The organism is Mesorhizobium sp. WSM4887, assembly GCF_029625865.1.
In the GTDB taxonomy this organism is placed as follows: domain Bacteria; phylum Pseudomonadota; class Alphaproteobacteria; order Rhizobiales; family Rhizobiaceae; genus Mesorhizobium.
This window is the reverse complement of sequence record NZ_JARTVP010000002.1, coordinates 458,138-473,824: the sequence shown is the minus strand read 5'-3', so window position 1 is coordinate 473,824 and position 15,687 is coordinate 458,138. Positions and strand designations below refer to the sequence as shown.

The 15,687-nt window shown below is 63.7% G+C and carries 13 protein-coding genes and 1 pseudogene; 9 read left to right on the top strand and 5 right to left on the bottom strand.

All coding sequences use genetic code 11. The features are described 5' to 3' along the window. Positions 1-137: 137 nt before the first annotated feature. The 3 genes from P9230_RS10705 to P9230_RS10695 all read right to left on the bottom strand — a co-directional run bounded on the left by P9230_RS10705 (position 138) and on the right by P9230_RS10695 (position 4,141). Positions 138-1,235: a polyamine ABC transporter substrate-binding protein gene (locus P9230_RS10705; protein ID WP_095801099.1), complete on the bottom strand. Its 1,098-nt coding sequence runs from the start codon at positions 1,233-1,235 to the stop codon at positions 138-140. A 340-nt stretch (positions 1,236-1,575) separates the two neighbouring features. Continuing rightward, positions 1,576-2,526: a DMT family transporter gene (locus P9230_RS10700; protein WP_067327997.1), complete on the bottom strand. Its 951-nt coding sequence runs from the start codon at positions 2,524-2,526 to the stop codon at positions 1,576-1,578. Between the two features lie 166 nt (positions 2,527-2,692). Beyond that, on the bottom strand, positions 2,693-4,141 hold the full coding sequence (locus P9230_RS10695) for an XRE family transcriptional regulator (protein WP_095801100.1): 1,449 nt from the start codon (positions 4,139-4,141) through the stop codon (positions 2,693-2,695). A gap of 248 nt (positions 4,142-4,389) precedes the next feature. Between P9230_RS10695 and aceA the strand changes: the two genes are divergently transcribed. The 3 genes from aceA (at position 4,390) to P9230_RS10680 (ending at position 6,653) form a co-directional block, all read left to right on the top strand. After that, positions 4,390-5,679, top strand: a complete 1,290-nt coding sequence (aceA, locus tag P9230_RS10690) for an isocitrate lyase (RefSeq protein ID WP_066989300.1) — start codon at positions 4,390-4,392, stop codon at positions 5,677-5,679. 52 nt (positions 5,680-5,731) lie between these two features. After that, the gene (locus P9230_RS10685; protein ID WP_066989302.1) at positions 5,732-5,974 is read left to right on the top strand and encodes a hypothetical protein; all 243 of its coding nucleotides are present in this window, start codon (positions 5,732-5,734) and stop codon (positions 5,972-5,974) included. Positions 5,975-6,236: 262 nt separating this feature from the next. Beyond that, positions 6,237-6,653 carry a response regulator gene (locus P9230_RS10680; RefSeq protein WP_164747267.1) on the top strand — a complete coding sequence of 139 codons (417 nt, stop codon included), beginning with the start codon at positions 6,237-6,239 and terminating at the stop codon, positions 6,651-6,653. Positions 6,654-6,666: 13 nt separating this feature from the next. Here P9230_RS10680 and P9230_RS10675 read toward each other — a convergent pair whose 3' ends face one another. After that, positions 6,667-7,380, bottom strand: coding sequence for an HAD family hydrolase (locus P9230_RS10675; protein ID WP_095781924.1), 714 nt, complete (start codon positions 7,378-7,380; stop codon positions 6,667-6,669). 182 nt (positions 7,381-7,562) lie between these two features. Between P9230_RS10675 and P9230_RS10670 the strand changes: the two genes are divergently transcribed. The 3 genes and pseudogenes from P9230_RS10670 to P9230_RS10660 all read left to right on the top strand — a co-directional run bounded on the left by P9230_RS10670 (position 7,563) and on the right by P9230_RS10660 (position 10,485). Further along, on the top strand, positions 7,563-8,996 hold the full coding sequence (locus P9230_RS10670) for a glutamine synthetase family protein (protein ID WP_095776675.1): 1,434 nt from the start codon (positions 7,563-7,565) through the stop codon (positions 8,994-8,996). Between the two features lie 125 nt (positions 8,997-9,121). Then, positions 9,122-9,321, top strand: a pseudogene (locus P9230_RS10665) (FAD-dependent oxidoreductase); the annotation flags it as partial. A gap of 261 nt (positions 9,322-9,582) precedes the next feature. After that, positions 9,583-10,485 carry an SH3 domain-containing protein gene (locus tag P9230_RS10660; protein ID WP_278118777.1) on the top strand — a complete coding sequence of 301 codons (903 nt, stop codon included), beginning with the start codon at positions 9,583-9,585 and terminating at the stop codon, positions 10,483-10,485. Positions 10,486-10,526: 41 nt separating this feature from the next. Here the strand turns inward: P9230_RS10660 and P9230_RS10655 are convergent, their stop codons facing one another. Beyond that, positions 10,527-11,273, bottom strand: coding sequence for an SDR family oxidoreductase (locus P9230_RS10655; RefSeq protein WP_278052792.1), 747 nt, complete (start codon positions 11,271-11,273; stop codon positions 10,527-10,529). 265 nt (positions 11,274-11,538) lie between these two features. Between P9230_RS10655 and zwf the strand changes: the two genes are divergently transcribed. From zwf to edd, 3 genes are all read left to right on the top strand, one after another. After that, positions 11,539-13,008 (top strand): glucose-6-phosphate dehydrogenase, encoded by a 1,470-nt coding sequence (zwf, locus tag P9230_RS10650; protein WP_095801102.1) that lies wholly within the window; start codon positions 11,539-11,541, stop codon positions 13,006-13,008. Further along, positions 12,990-13,706 (top strand): 6-phosphogluconolactonase, encoded by a 717-nt coding sequence (pgl, locus tag P9230_RS10645; protein ID WP_095801103.1) that lies wholly within the window; start codon positions 12,990-12,992, stop codon positions 13,704-13,706. Before zwf ends, pgl begins: the two co-directional genes overlap by 19 nt. Positions 13,707-13,771: 65 nt before the next feature. Further along, entirely contained in the window at positions 13,772-15,595 is a 1,824-nt protein-coding gene (gene edd / locus P9230_RS10640) for a phosphogluconate dehydratase (protein WP_278118775.1), read from the top strand. Positions 15,596-15,687 lie beyond the last annotated feature (92 nt).

Genomic DNA, 15,687 nt, shown 5'->3' with positions numbered 1-15,687 from the left:
GTTTCGAGAAAACGCCGAACCGCTCCAGCTTTTTGTTTTTGACGCAATTCCGGGCGGAAAACCGTCCCACACTGTTGCTGGAATTGCTTCTAAAGAAAGCGACCCCGGCAGTTTCTGCCGGGGTCGCGTCTCGATGCTTATTGGCCGGTGACGATCTTGGTCCAGGTGCGCGTGATGATGCGCTGTGTCTTGGGATCGTAGGGCTGCACGGTGTAAAGCTTCTTGGTCGTCTCCTCGTCCGGATAGACCGAGGTGTCCTCCAGCAGGGCCTTGTCGACGAACTGCTGCGAGGCCTTGTTGCCGTTGGCGTAGAGCACATAATTCGAGGATTTGGCGATGACTTCCGGGGTCATCATGTAGTTGATGAACTCATGCGCTTCCGCGACATGCGGCGCGTCGGCGGGGATCGCCATCTGATCGAACCACATCTGGGCGCCTTCCTTGGGCACCGAATAGCCGATCTCGACGCCCTGCTTGGCCTCCTCGGCGCGGTTTCGCGCCTGGAACACATCGCCCGACCAGCCGATCGCCAGGCAGATGTCGCCGTTTGCCAGCGCGTTGATGTATTCCGAGGAATGGAACTTGCGAATATACGGGCGGACCTTGAGCAGGGCCTCCTCGGCCTTGGCGATATCGTCGGGCGAGGTGCTGTTTGGATCGAGGCCGAGATGTTTCAACGTGGCCGGAATGATGTCGGAGGGGGAATCCAGCACATAGACGCCGCAATCCTTGAGCTTGGCGAGGCTCTCCGGATTGAAGAACACGTCCCAGCTGTCGATCTTGTCGGTGCCGAGTGCCGCCTGCACCTTCTTGACGTTGTAGCCGAGGCCGACCGTGCCCCACATATAGTTGACCGAGTACTCATTGTTCGGATCATACTTTGCGGTGCGCTCCGAAATGACATCCCACATGTTGGAGATGTTCGGCAGCTTGGACTTGTCGAGCTTCTGGAAGACGCCGGCCTGGATCTGGCGCGCCAGGAAATTGGCGCTGGGCACCACGACATCATAGCCGCTGCCCCCGGCCAGCAGCTTCGTCTCCAGGATCTCGTTGGAATCGAAAGTGTCGTAGACGACCTTGATGCCGGTCTTCTTGGTGAAGTCCTCGATGATCGAGCTGTCGATATAGTCCGACCAGTTATAGACGTTGACGACGCGGTCGTCGGCATGGCCGCTCGCGGCGAAGAGCGCCAGAAAGGCCGAAGTCGCCGAAAGCAAAAGCGCTTTGCGGATCATGATATTCTCCTTTGGTGAGTGTTCCCGTGCCGGCTCGTCGCGACATGGGCGCGGGACGGCGTTTGTTTCAGACTATGGAGATTTCCGGAGAGCCACAAGCGCGCGCGCCTGGCAGTGCGCCGGATCGTTGAGTGAAGGGCGCCGCCCTTGCCTCCTTTCCAGGAAGCTGTTCGGACGGCCTCAGCGGCGTTGGCCGCGGCGTAAGCAGAGATGTAACGATGCGGTCCGGCCTCGATGAGGCCGGCGGAGTCACTTGGCAAGATACGCCTGTCTTGTTGTTGCCGTAATTGCAGCCTGCCCGGCCCGCAGCGGAGTTGTCAATGGGGAAGACACGCGAGCATCAATTGGGAGACGGCAGCCCGGTGATGCCCGGCCGCTCGGGCCGGGTCTGCCGCTTGAACTCAAACGCAATATGAACAAGCAGCGCGGCGATGACGACCGCGCCGCCGATGATGGTGCGCCCCGACGGCACCTCGGAATGGACGAGCCACACCCAGATCGGACCGAGGATCGGCTCGAAAGTGCCGAGCAGCGCCGCGACGGCCGCGGGCACCAGGCGGGCGCCCATGGCGAAAAAAGCAAGACCGACGCCGAGATTGATGACGCCGAAGGCGAAGAGAAAGCCCATGTCGCGCCCGGAGACGGTGAATTCCGTGGCTTGCGAGGCAGCAAAAGCACCGGCGAGCAATGCGCCGAGGCAAGTGGCCGGCACCATGCGCACATGGGCAAAGCGCCGGGTGATCACGGTCGCGAACGACAACATCACCGCGATCAGCAGCGCCAGGCCATCGCCGATCGGCGAGACGGCGCCGTCAAGCGATTCCGAGACCATGATGGCCACGCCGGTGATGACGGCGGCAATGGCGACCCAGGTTCCTGGGGTCACGCGTTCGCGAAACAGCACCCAGGCGAGCATGGCCGCCAGAAGCGGGACACCGGCCTGCATCAACAAGATGTTGGCGACCGTCGTGTAGGCGAGCGCGACGATGAAGCTCGTGGAGGCGGTGGCGAAGCAGAGAGCGACGCCCAGCCCAGGCAGGCCCATGTCGCGGAACAATCTCCAGGTGCCGCGCCAGCCGTCGCGCCAGAGCATGAAGGCGACGAGGAAGCCCACCGCCCAGATCGAGCGCCAGAACACCACGGTCCAGCTGTCGCCGACATGGATGAAGCGAGCGATGGTGCCGCCAAAACTCCACATCAGCGCCGACAGGAAGACCAGCAGCATGCCGATCCGCTCCTCGCGCGGCGAGACGGCGGCCAAGGCAACGCGAGACGAGGCGGTATCGGTCATAGGCGAGACTGTCAGCGATTTGCCGGCGGCACGATCCACCACGGACGACCACACCATATCCCATTCGCGTAGCGCAAATGCTCGAGCCAGGCGTGATCCAGCATCCGCTGAAATGTAGGACAAAGCCGGCTTGCGGGCCGCCGAACCGCTGCGGCTGGCGGGGGTGCTACCCCTGGAAATCGAAGGCGCTGAGACCCGTCACCATCTCGTCGAGGCCAAGCGGCCGGGTCACCGGCGGCTCGGCGCGCGCCAGGCAGCCGACGCGCTCGCAGAGCCTGCAGGCCGGGCCGACCGGCGTTGCATATGCCGTGCTCTGCGCGGCCTTGGCGGCGGACGGTCCGGGCAGCGCCGCGCTGTAGACGATCTCGTCGCGAAAGCCGATGTCGCAGCCCAGCAGAAGCGCCGTGCGCCGCGGCCGCTCGGAGAAGGCGCCTTGCGGCCCTTCGAGCGTGCGGGCGATGCAGAGGAACTCGGCCCCGTCCGGCATTTCCACCGCCTCGACCAGGATCCGGCCCGGCTGCGAAAAGGCCGCATGGACAGGAAGCTTCGGACAGGCGCCGCCGAAACGGCTTTGCGGATAGCCCAGGCTGCCCGCCTTGCGGAAGCGGTTGCCGGCACTGTCGACCTCCAGCATGAAGAACGGTACGCCTGAGGCGCTCGGCCGCTGCAGCATGGTCAGGCGGTTTGCCGCCTGCTCGAAGGAGACGCCGAAGCGCGAACGCAAGACGTCGATGTCGTAGCGGGCGCGGACGGCCGCTGCATGAAAGGCGTGATAGGGCATCATCAGCGCGTGCGCCGCATAGCGGCCGAGCTCGAAACGGGCTAAGCGGCGCGCTTCGTCCGTGCCGAGCTTCAACGTCTGGATCTCGCCCGCCACAGCCACCGTCATGCGCATCAGGCTCGCCTCCATGGCGACCTCGCGCAGCTGATCGAAGGGGGAGAGCCGCTCTGACAGGAACAGGCGTTGCGAATGGCGATCGTAGCGCCTGCGCCAGTTCGGCATGGTGGCCACCGGCAGCACCTTGACCACGATGCCGTGCTCGCGCCTTAGCCACGCCTTCAGCGTGCCGAACAGGTCGTCGCCTGGATCGAGCAGCGAAATGAAGGCCTCGGCTTCCTCCTCCAGCGCGGCGAAATGGTTCGGCCTGCGCTCGAAAGTCTCGTGCACTTCGTCGACAGGCAGGCGCGTGCCGGACAATGCGGTCGCCCTGCCCTCCCGCGCCAGGAGTTCATTGAGATCCGACAGCCGATCGGCCTGCTCGCGATAGGCGCGAAACAATTTCACCATCGCGGCGGAAGCGTTCGGCGCGATCTCGGCGAGGTCGATCAGTTCCTGGTCGCCCGGCAGTTCGCCGGCCAGCAGCGGATCGCCGAACACTTCCTTCAGCGCCGCGATCGATCCTTTGGTCTCGCCCTGCAATTCGTGCGGGTCGATCTTGTAGGCCGACGCCAGCTTGAGGATCAGCTGCACCGTCAGCGGCCGCTGGTTGCGCTCGATGAGATTGAGGTAGGATGGCGAGATGCCCAGGCCTTCGGCCATCGCCGTCTGGGTCAGGCCCTTGGCGTTGCGAAGCCGGCGGATGCGCGGCCCGGCGAAGATCTTCTGCTCGGCCAATCGGTTACCTTGACAAGAGTTTTACATAACGGCGCGCCGCCGCGGGCTCATCCAGCTTTTACAATCATGACAGATTTACAGCCCCGACCTGTCAAACGCAACACCAGTTTTCCCGTATTTTAGCGGGCAAGCTCCGGTTTTTCTGGCGACTTTTTCGGCGCAATGTAAACAATGTAACACGTGAACGGCGCACAGATACGTCCGTCAAACGGGCCATCTAAACAAGCAAGACTGACCTGGAGCAATCGATGACTGATTTTTACAACCTCGTCCCGTCCGCACCGGAAGGCCGTTTCGACGGCATCGAACGGCCCTACTCGCCGGAGGACGTGAAGCGGCTGCGCGGCTCGGTCCAGATTCGCCACACGCTTGCCGAGATGGGCGCGAGCAGGCTGTGGAAGCTGATCCACGAGGAAGATTTCGTCAATGCGCTCGGCGCCATGTCGGGCAACCAGGCAATGCAGCAGGTCAGGGCGGGCTTGAAGGCGATCTATCTGTCGGGCTGGCAGGTCGCGGCCGACGCCAACACCGCGTCGGCCATGTATCCGGACCAGTCGCTTTATCCGGCGAATGCGGCGCCGGAGCTGGTCAAGCGCATCAACCGCACGCTGCAGCGCGCCGACCAGATCGAGACATCCGAAGGCAAGGGTCTTTCGGTCGAGACCTGGTTCGCGCCGATCGTCGCCGACGCCGAAGCCGGCTTTGGCGGGCCGCTCAACGCGTTCGAGATCATGAAGGCCTTCATCGAGGCCGGTGCCGCTGGCGTCCACTATGAGGACCAGTTGGCGTCGGAGAAGAAGTGCGGCCATCTCGGCGGCAAGGTGCTGATCCCGACCGCAGCGCATATCCGCAACCTTAATGCGGCCCGGCTTGCAGCGGACGTGATGGGCACGCCGACGCTGGTGGTGGCGCGCACCGACGCGGAAGCCGCCAAGCTGCTCACCTCCGACATCGACGAGCGCGACCGGCCTTTCGTCGACTATGACGCCGGCCGCACGGTCGAGGGCTTCTATCACGTCAGGAACGGCATCGAGCCCTGCATCGCGCGCGCCGTCGCCTACGCGCCGCATGCGGACCTGATCTGGTGCGAAACCTCGAAGCCGGATCTTCAGCAGGCAAGGAAGTTCGCTGAAGGGGTGCACAAGCACCACCCGGGCAAGCTGCTCGCCTATAATTGCTCGCCGTCGTTCAATTGGAAGAAGAACCTGGACGACGCGACCATCGCGAAGTTCCAGAAGGAACTCGGCGCCATGGGCTACAAATTCCAGTTCATCACACTGGCCGGGTTCCACCAGCTGAACTTCGGCATGTTCGAACTGGCCCGCGGCTACAAGGAGCGCCAGATGGCGGCCTATTCGGAACTGCAGGAGGCGGAATTCGCGGCGGAGGTCCATGGCTATACCGCGACCAAGCATCAGCGCGAAGTCGGCACCGGCTATTTCGATGCCGTTTCGATGGCGATCTCCGGCGGCCAGTCTTCGACCACCGCCATGCATGAATCGACCGAGCACGCCCAGTTCAGGCCGGCGGCCGAGTAATGACAACACCAGAGGAAACGCCCGAAGGGCACTTACGTCGAGGAGAACAGCAATGGCATCGATAAGCCGGGTCAAGGAACGGGCCGAAGAACAATCAAGCGCGATGAGCGTCGATCAGCAGGCGACGATCCGCATGCTTGCCAACGACCTGCACAGGCTCAACCAGTCTGTGATGAAGGCGGTCGAAGCAGGTGTGTCCGTCGAGCTGGTGCGCTCTGCCAGGCACCATGGCGGAGACGGCAACTGGGGTGATCTTTTGATCCCAGTGATCGTCACCCATCAGAACCAAGGCTGACGTAACGTCAACAATCACTCGCGAGTGTCTCCCGTGTGCTATACGTTCCGGGGGACGTTCGTTTTTTCGAATTGTGGCCGTGGCGCTGGGGAGAACTTGCGCCGGATTTTAGCAATTCTTCCTATATTATCATTTTCCACTATTTTTGCTTGACACCGCTGGCGATCTCGCGCCAATTGCGCGCTTAAGGTTTCAACCCTGCATTGAACCAGAGCCTCCGCCATACATGTGTCCCGCCAATCGTGACGACTCTGAAAAACCAATGAAACCGGCGGACCGTGGCGCGGCGGCCCGGCTGCCGGCGGATATCTCCAAGGTGCTGGTGGTCGGCAAATCGTCGATCAACCGGGTCGTCGTATCGAAAATCGTGGAAAAGTCCGGGCTGAAGCCGATTTCGGAGCCACCGGAGGCGGCCGAGAAAGCTTTGGCCGGCCTGGTTCCCGGCGCAATCATACTCGATGGCGGACCCGACGACAGGGATTGCGACAGGTTGCTGTCCGGCATCGACGCGCTGCGGCGCGCTTCCGGCAAGGCGCGGCCCGCCGTGATCCTGCTTTCAACCAGGAATGGCACGCCGGACAGCCTCGGCCTGTCGAGCGTGGTCGACGCCGTGGTCGCCAAGCCGATCACGCCCGAAAGGCTGCAACCAGTAATCGATCGCCTGGTCGGCCGCGGCTAGGCAGAGGCGACGCTCAGCCGGGCTTCGCTATTGCCTCGACCAGTGCCGGCAACTCGCCGAGATCTGCGATCTCGCGAAAACGCGGCGCCGCGACAGGCGCCTCGGCGTGTTCGATCGCCCAGGTCAATTCGTGCGGCACATGGATGCCCCAGCCACCGGCCTCGATGGCGGGAACCACATCGGACTTGAGCGAGTTGCCAACCATCATGCTGTTCTGCGGACCGTCGCCATGGCGGCTGAAGATGCGGGCATAGGTGGCTGCGCTCTTGTCGCTGACGATCTCGACGGCATCGAAGAGATCACCCATTCCCGACTGCGCGAGCTTGCGCTCTTGATCGAAGAGGTCGCCCTTGGTGATCAGCACCAGATGGTAGGAGCCCGCCAGCTTTTCGACCGTCTCGCGGGCATGCGGCAGCGGCTCGATCGGATGGCTCAGCATCTCGCGGCCGGCAGCCAGGATTTCGCCGATGACCGAACCGGGCACCTCGCCGTTTGTGATCGCGACGGCCGTCTCGATCATCGACAGCGTAAAGCCCTTAATGCCGAAGCCATAGAGGGCGAGGTTGCGCCTTTCCGCTTCGAGCAGCCGTGCCGCGATGTGCTCATGATCGCCGTGCTCGGCCAGCAAGGCGGCAAAACGCTTCTCGGTCAGGCGGAAGAACTGCTCGTTCTGCCACAGCGTGTCGTCGGCATCGAAGCCGATGGTGGTCAAACGTGGAGCGGACATGTGCGACCCTTTGCTTACAGGCTCATCTAGACCCTGTGGCGCTGCGCCGCCAGCAAGAAGACAGGCACGCCGGTTCCTTTGGGCTGCGGCTCGGCTTGCCTGTGGCGACGCGGGCGCCTCCCCTTTCCTTCCGCCACGGCGCCCGGCTATACTTTGAAATCCGCAACACAATCTGGTGAATGATGCCGCCTGAAAAAAAGGAAGTCCGTCCGTCGAGCCGGGGGGGACGCGCCCGCACGCCTGCCTTCTTGAAAAACGAACGCGGTGTGAAGAACTGGAAGGAAGCCAGCGCCTGGCTGGAATGGCGCGGCATCGAGGACATCGAGTGCATCACGCCGGACCAGGCCGGCGTCGCCCGCGGCAAGATGATGCCGTCGAAGAAATTCACCTCCAACACATCGCTGGCGTTGCCTTCGGCCGTCTTCATGACGACGATATCCGGCGGCTATCCGGAAGACGGCAATGGCTTCCACTATCCGGAGGACGATGGCGACCTGAAGCTCTTGCCCGATCTCTCGACACTGACCGTCGTGCCTTGGGAGGAAGATCCGACCGCCGCGGTGATCTGCGACCTCGTCCACCAGGATGGCCGCTCCGTCGAATTCACGCCGCGCAACGTTCTGAAGCGCGTGCTGGCCGCCTATGACGACCGTGGGCTGAAGCCGGTGGTGGCGCCCGAGATCGAATTCTATCTGGTGCGCAAGAACCCTGATCCGGACTACCCGCTGACGCCGCCCGTCGGGCGCTCAGGGCGGCCGATCGGCGGCGGCGCCGGCTATTCGATCGCGGGCGTTAACGAGTTCGACGAACTGATAGACGACATCTACCATTTCTCGGAGCGGCAAGGCCTGGAGATCGATACGCTGATCCACGAGGAGGGCGCCGGCCAGCTTGAGATCAACCTGCGTCACGGCAATCCGATCGAGCTTGCCGACCAGGTCTTCATGTTCAAGCGCACGATCCGCGAGGCGGCGCTGAAGCACGAAATCTACGCTACCTTCATGGCCAAGCCGATCCAGGGGCAACCTGGCTCGGCCATGCATATCCACCAGTCGGTGGTCGACAAGAAGACCGGAAAAAACATCTTCTCGGCCGAGGACGGCGCCGAGACGGATGCGTTCTTCCATTTCATCGGCGGCATGCAGAAACACGTGCCGAACGCGCTGGTGATGCTTGCGCCTTACGTCAATTCCTATCGGCGGCTCACGCAGGCTGCGTCGGCGCCGGTCAACAACAAGTGGGGCTACGACAACCGCACGACGGCTTTCCGCGTGCCGCGTTCCGATCCAGCGGCGCGGCGCGTCGAAAATCGGATTCCGTCCTCGGACGCCAATCCCTATCTGGCGCTTGCCGCCTCGCTTGCCTGCGGGTTGATCGGCATGAACAACAAGGTCCAGGCCGAGCCGCCGGTGCTGACGACCGCCAACGAGGACGAGATCGACCTGCCGCGCAGCTTGCTCGAGGCCGTGGACCTTTTCGAGGCCGACAAGGAGCTTGGCGCCATTGTCGGCAAATCCTTCGCAGCCACGTATGCGGCCATCAAGCGAGCCGAGTTCGAGACATTCATGGAAGTGATCAGCCCTTGGGAGCGGGAGTATCTGTTGCTGAATGTGTGAGCGGCCACTTCGAGTGAATGGGTGAATAGTGAATGGTGAGTAATTTCATATTGGATGGGTGAACGCAGCCAGAGCGCTCTAGCAAAGCATTCACTATTCACCATTCACCTGCGTTTCCGCATGCCTCGATGGGCGGGTATTCCGGCCACGGCATCATGCTGTCCAACTTCTTCGGCAAGCTCTACGCCGAGACGGTCGCGGGCAATCGCGACCGCTGAAGCTGATCGAGTATCTGAAGATTCCCGCCTTCCCGGACAGCTGTTGTTTACGCGCACCGCTGCTGTTTCTGGCGCTCAACTGGTTCGCACTGCGCCGCAGGATCTGAAGCCGGAACATGTGCAGAAGCTATTAATTCGACAAGTCCGCTTCCCTAACGGCACGTTGCGGAATCCTTAACAAACGCGCAGAATTTCGCAAAAAGGCGCACTGATGCCATAATCGGCGGTAAAAGATGCCGGTTCTGGGCGATAAGACGGGGATTTGCGCGGGCCTGCCCGCTGGAAATTTCGGGACCGATGCCGATCAGCCGCGAACGGTTTGCGGCAAGATCGAAAGAACGTCGGCCCGGTTGTTGGAGGTGGTTTAGGTGAACGAGCCCTTCAGTTTCGGTGCGCCGGAACGACGGCACTTTGCTGTGCGGTTCGGCTATGACATGCGGCCCTCGTTCTGGCAGGGCCTGCAGTCGAACGCGCATCTGGTGATCGCGGCCGTCGGCACCGCGGCGCTGCTTGGCGTGGCGGCGGTGGCGCTTTGGCTGGCCTTGCCGGCCAATGAGCGGCAGGCGATCGCGAAAACGGAGCAGACCGTCCCCGCGATCCCGGTCAAGACGAAGAAAATCGCTCCGACGGTATCGAGCGCTGTCAGTGTCGCCGCCGCGCCGCAAGCCGCGCGCAAGGCCGATGCGGTTTCGCCCATGACTGCATCCCGAGAAGCCGCCATCCCGGCACTGGCTTCCAACAATCCCCGCTGGAACGGCACGGTTGGTGAGCTTGCGCCCGCGGCGGATGCCCCGCCGGCCTCATCCGCTCAGGCCGCGGAGAAGCCGGCGACGCAGAACGACAAACCAGCCGTTGCCGCCTTCGCCGAATCCGCGTCCGGAAACGATGCTTCGGCCGCCCTGGCTGAGGTCGCATCGCCTGCGCCGGCTGCTGCCCAATCGGCAGGCGCAAAAAAGCCTGACGACAAAATGGATGCGGCCCAGACCGCCGCCATCCCGGATGCGAAGCCCCGGGTTGCCGAGGCTCAGCCCGCGGCGCCCGACGAAGTAGCCCAGGACAGTCCGAAGCCCGAAAACGCCGGCACTGGTACCAATGGACGCGTCCTGAGGGCTGTTACCATGCGTTCCGGCCCGAAGAACGGCGCCGCCGCGATCGTCACTGTGCCTGCCAAGTCAGCCGTGCAGGTGATGGGCTGCAAAAAATGGTGCGAGATCGTCTATAACGGCAAACGCGGCTGGATCTACAAGAGCTTCGTCAAGACCGGCGCCTGATCTGGACGCTCTTGGCGGCCTGACGCCGCCGCGACGTCGGTTCAGATGCAGCGCCCGCCGTCGACCTCCAGCGCCACGCCGGTGATCAAGGCCGCCTCGTCCGAAGCCAGCCAGAGCGCCGCGTTGGCGATGTCGAGCGGCGTCGACAGCCGGCCGAGCGGGATAGACGCGCGGAATTTTTCACGGATGTCCGGCGTGTCGGCGCCCATGAACTTCTCCAGCATGCCGGTCTCGCCGGCGACCGGGCAGAGGCAATTGACGCGAATGTTCTTCGGGGCGAGTTCGACCGCCATCGACTTGGTGGCGGTGATCGCCCATCCCTTGGAGGCGTTGTACCAGGTGAGGCCCGGCCGCGGCCTGATGCCGGCTGTCGAAGCCGTGGTCAGTATGACGCCGCCGCCCTGCCGGTCCATGATCGGCACCACGGCAAGCGCGGCATGATAGATCGCCTTCATGTTGACAGCGGTGATCAGGTCGAAGGTTTGCTCGTCGACGCCGAGCATGTCGCCGTTGCGATGGGTGTAGCCGGCATTGTTGACCATGATGTCGACACGGCCGAAGGCGCTCTTGGCGGCATACACCATCTCGTCGAATTCGGAGCGTTGCGAGACGTCGGTCTGGGTCCAGATCGCGTTGTCGCCGATTTCCTTCGCCACGCGCGCTGCGCCCTTGGCATTGAGGTCGGCAACCACGACGCGCGCGCCTTCCTCGGCGAAGCGCTTCGCCATGCCCTCGCCGAAGCCCGACGCCGCGCCGGTGATGATGGCAACCTTGTTTTGCAGACGCATGGTTTTCCCCATCATTGAAGGGCCGGCGGTCGCCATTCTCCCTTAGCTTTCGTCACATTCAGGTTCTATGTTGCAGGCGCGAACGCTTCCGGAAAGCTGTTGCTTGCCGACAAGCCTCCCGGTGGCGCCAGTGTCAAGGCCGCATTTGGGCCCAATCGATTGTCCAGCGATTGGTCTCGGATGTGACACCATGACACTGGACGATTTAAATCGATTAGAATATATCAGCCCCGCTACCGGCTAGCGGCATCAAACCGGACTGACCATGACCAGCCAGATCATCCCTGTCGAGCCTTTCGACTTCATCATCTTCGGCGGTACCGGCGACCTGTCGGAGCGCAAGCTTCTGCCCTCGCTCTACCACCGCCAGCGCGACCACCAATTTTCGGAGCCGACGCGCATCATCGGCACGTCGCGCGCGAAGATGAGCGATGCCGAGTTCCAGACCTTCGCCAAGAAAGCGATATCGGACCATGTGAATCCGGCCGACATCGAGCCGAAGGAACTGGACACATTTCTTGCTCGGCTTTCCTATGTCTCGGCGGACGCCACCTCCGGCGTCGGCTTCGACAAGCTCAAGAAGGCCATCGGCGACAGCGACCGCATCCGCGCTTTCTACCTCGCGGTGGCGCCGGCGCTGTTCGGCGACATCTCGCATCAGCTCAAGGAACACAAGCTGATCACCCCGAACTCGCGCATCGTGCTGGAGAAGCCGATCGGCCGTGACCTCGCCTCGGCACGGGCGCTCAACGACGCTGTGGGTGACGATTTCCACGAAAGCCAGATCTTCCGCATCGATCACTATCTCGGCAAGGAAACGGTGCAGAACCTGATGGCGCTGCGCTTTGCCAACGCGCTTTATGAGCCGCTGTGGAACTCCGCCCATATCGATCATGTGCAGATCACCGTGGCCGAGACCGTGGGTCTCGAGGACCGCGTCACCTACTACGACAAAGCCGGCGCGCTGCGCGATATGGTGCAGAACCACATCCTGCAGCTGCTTTGCCTGGTTGCCATGGAAACACCGTCCTCGATGGACGCGGACGCCGTGCGCGACGAGAAGCTGAAGGTGCTGCGGGCGCTGAAGCGCATCAACGGCAACGAGGCGCCGAAGCACACGGTGCGCGGCCAGTATCGCGCCGGCGCCTCCGCCGGCGGGCCGGTCAAGGGCTATGTCGAGGAGCTCGGCAAGGACAGCAACACCGAGACCTTCGTCGCCCTCAAAGCCGAGATCGGCAACTGGCGCTGGGCCGGCGTGCCTTTCTATCTCAGGACCGGCAAGCGGCTGGCAACCCGCGTTTCGGAAATCGTCATCGAATTCAAACCGATCCCATATTCCATCTTCGGCGACAGCGCCGGGCCGATCTTCGCCAACCAGCTGGTGATCAGGCTGCAGCCGGACGAAGGCGTCAAGCAGTACATCATGATCAAGGATCCGGGGCCGGGCGGCATGCGGCTGCGCCAGATCTCGCTCGACATGAGCTTCGCGCAATCCTTCCACAGCCGCGCGCCGGACGCCTACGAGCGGCTGATCATGGATGTGGTGCGCGGCAACCAGACGCTGTTCATGCGTCGCGACGAGGTCGAGGCGGCCTGGAAGTGGATCGATCCGATCCAGAACGCCTGGGAAAGCGCCAGGCAGGAAGCGCAGGGCTATACGGCCGGCACCTGGGGTCCGTCGGCCTCCATCGCGCTCATCGAACGTGACGGACGGACATGGCACGAGAGCAATTGAGCGGGGCCGCTTACGCCTGGAACGGCTTTGCCGACCGCCAGCAGCTGGCGGCGGCCCTTGCCGGCCACGTCGCCGCCCGCCTGACCAAGGCGATCACCGACCGCGGCACCGCATTCCTCGCCGTATCCGGCGGCACGACGCCGGCAAAGTTTTTCGCCGCGCTCTCTTTAATCCCGATCGCCTGGGACAAGGTCACCGTGACGCTGGTCGACGAACGTTTCGTGCCGCCCTCCTCGCCGCGCTCGAATGCCGGGCTGGTGGCGGCCAACCTGCTCCAGAACAAGGCAGCGGCAGCGCGCTTCGTGCCGCTCTACCATGAGGCGGCGACCATCGAGGACGCAGCGGCGTCGGACAGCGAGCCCCTGCAATCATTGCCCTGGCCTCTGGATGTGGTGGTGCTTGGCATGGGTGCCGACGGCCACACGGCCTCCTTCTTTCCCGATGCCGGCAATCTCGCCGAGCTCATCGACCCGTCCTCACCGCGGATCGTGCTGCCCGTGCATGCGCAAAGCGCCGGCGAGCCGCGGCTGACGCTGTCGATGGCGCGGATCGTTGCCGCCGGTTTCATCGCGCTCCACATCGAGGGAGAGGACAAGCGTATTGCCTTCGACGGCGCGATGGGAGCGGGCATGAAAAAGCCCATCCGCAACGTGCTCGAAGCGGCGCCGATACCGGTAGAGGTGTTCTGGGCACCCTAATTTCACCAAAGGAACAGCCCCGGAGGCTGTGGGAGGACGTTTTCCGGGGCCAGAAAGGACCAGCCATGACAGCCAGACGCGACGTCGAAGCCATCACCGAACGCATCCGCCAACGCTCGAAGGCCGGCCGCGAAGCCTATCTCGGACGCATCGCGGAGGCGTCGGGGCGCGCCGCCAACCGCGCGGTGCTCTCCTGCGGCAACCTCGCCCACGGCTTTGCCGTCTGCAGCCCATCGGAGAAGGTGGCACTCGGCGGCGATTGCGTGCCCAACCTCGGCATCATCACCTCCTACAACGACATGTTGTCGGCGCATCAGCCGTTCGAGACCTTTCCGGCGCTGATCAAGGACGCGACACGCGAAGCAGGCGGCATCGCCCAGGTCGCCGGCGGCGTGCCGGCGATGTGCGACGGCGTGACGCAAGGCCAGCCAGGCATGGAGCTGTCGCTGTTCTCGCGCGACGTGATCGCCATGGCAGCGGCGATCGGCCTTTCGCACAACATGTTCGACGCCGCCGTCTTCCTCGGCGTCTGCGACAAGATCGTGCCCGGGCTGGTGATCGCGGCGCTCACCTTCGGGCACCTGCCGGCCGTCTTCATTCCGGCCGGACCGATGACGTCGGGCCTGCCGAACGACGAGAAGGCCAAGGTCCGGCAGCTCTATGCCGAGGGCAAGGCGGGCCGCGCCGAGCTGCTCGAGGCGGAGTCCAAATCCTATCACGGGCCGGGCACCTGCACCTTCTACGGCACCGCCAATTCCAACCAGATGCTGATGGAGATCATGGGCCTGCACACGCCCGGCGCCTCCTTCGTCAACCCGGGTACGCCGCTGCGCGACGCGCTGACCAGGGAGGCGGCGAAGCGCGCGCTGGCGATCACCGCGCTCGGCAATGCCTATACGCCGGTCGGGCGCATGATCGACGAGCGCTCGATCGTCAACGGCGTGGTCGGCCTGCACGCGACCGGCGGCTCGACCAACCACACCATCCACCTCATCGCCATGGCCGCGGCAGCCGGAATTTCGCTTACCTGGCAGGACATCTCCGACCTGTCGGAGGCCGTGCCGCTGCTCGCCCGCGTCTACCCGAACGGACTCGCCGACGTGAACCATTTCCACGCCGCCGGCGGGCTCGGCTTCCTGATCCGCGAGTTGCTCGACGAAGGCTTGCTGCACGAGGACGTGCAGACGGTCTGGGGCGAAGGCCTGCGGCCCTATGCTGTCGAGGCAAAGCTCGGCGCCGACGGCAGCGTCGTGCGTGAAGCGGCGCCGCTCGAGAGCGGCGACGAGAAGGTGCTGGCGCCGTTCAAGAAGGCGTTCCAGCCGACCGGCGGACTGAAGGTGCTTGCCGGCAACCTCGGCCATGCCGTGATCAAGACCTCTGCGGTCAAGCCCGAACGGCGCGTCATCGAGGCGCCGGCCAAGGTGTTCGACAGCCAGCAGGGGCTGAACGAAGCTTTCAAGTCGGGCACGCTGACCGGCGACTTCGTCGCCGTGATCCGCTTCCAGGGGCCGAAGGCCAACGGCATGCCGGAACTGCACAAGCTGACCACCGTGCTCGGCGTGCTGCAGGATCGCGGCCAGCGCGTCGCGCTGGTGACCGACGGGCGCATGTCGGGTGCTTCCGGCAAGGTGCCGGCGGCGATCCATGTGACGCCGGAAGCGGTCGAGGACGGGCCGATCGCCAGGATCCATGACGGCGACATCATTCGCCTCGACGCCGATGCAGGCACGCTGGAGGTGCTGGTGCCGGGAACGGAGTTCGCGCTGCGCCGCACGGCGGATGCCGACCTGATCGGCAACGAGTTCGGCTTCGGCCGCGAGCTGTTCGCCGGCTTTCGCCAACTGGTCGGCCGCGCCGACCACGGCGCCGCCGCCTTCGCAAATGCCTAACGTCAATCTGCTAAAAAAGAGCGGCTCGGAGCCGCCGCTCGGAGCCGCCCTTTGTCGTAAGCGGTGTGCCATCGGCACCTAGACAAGAGGTC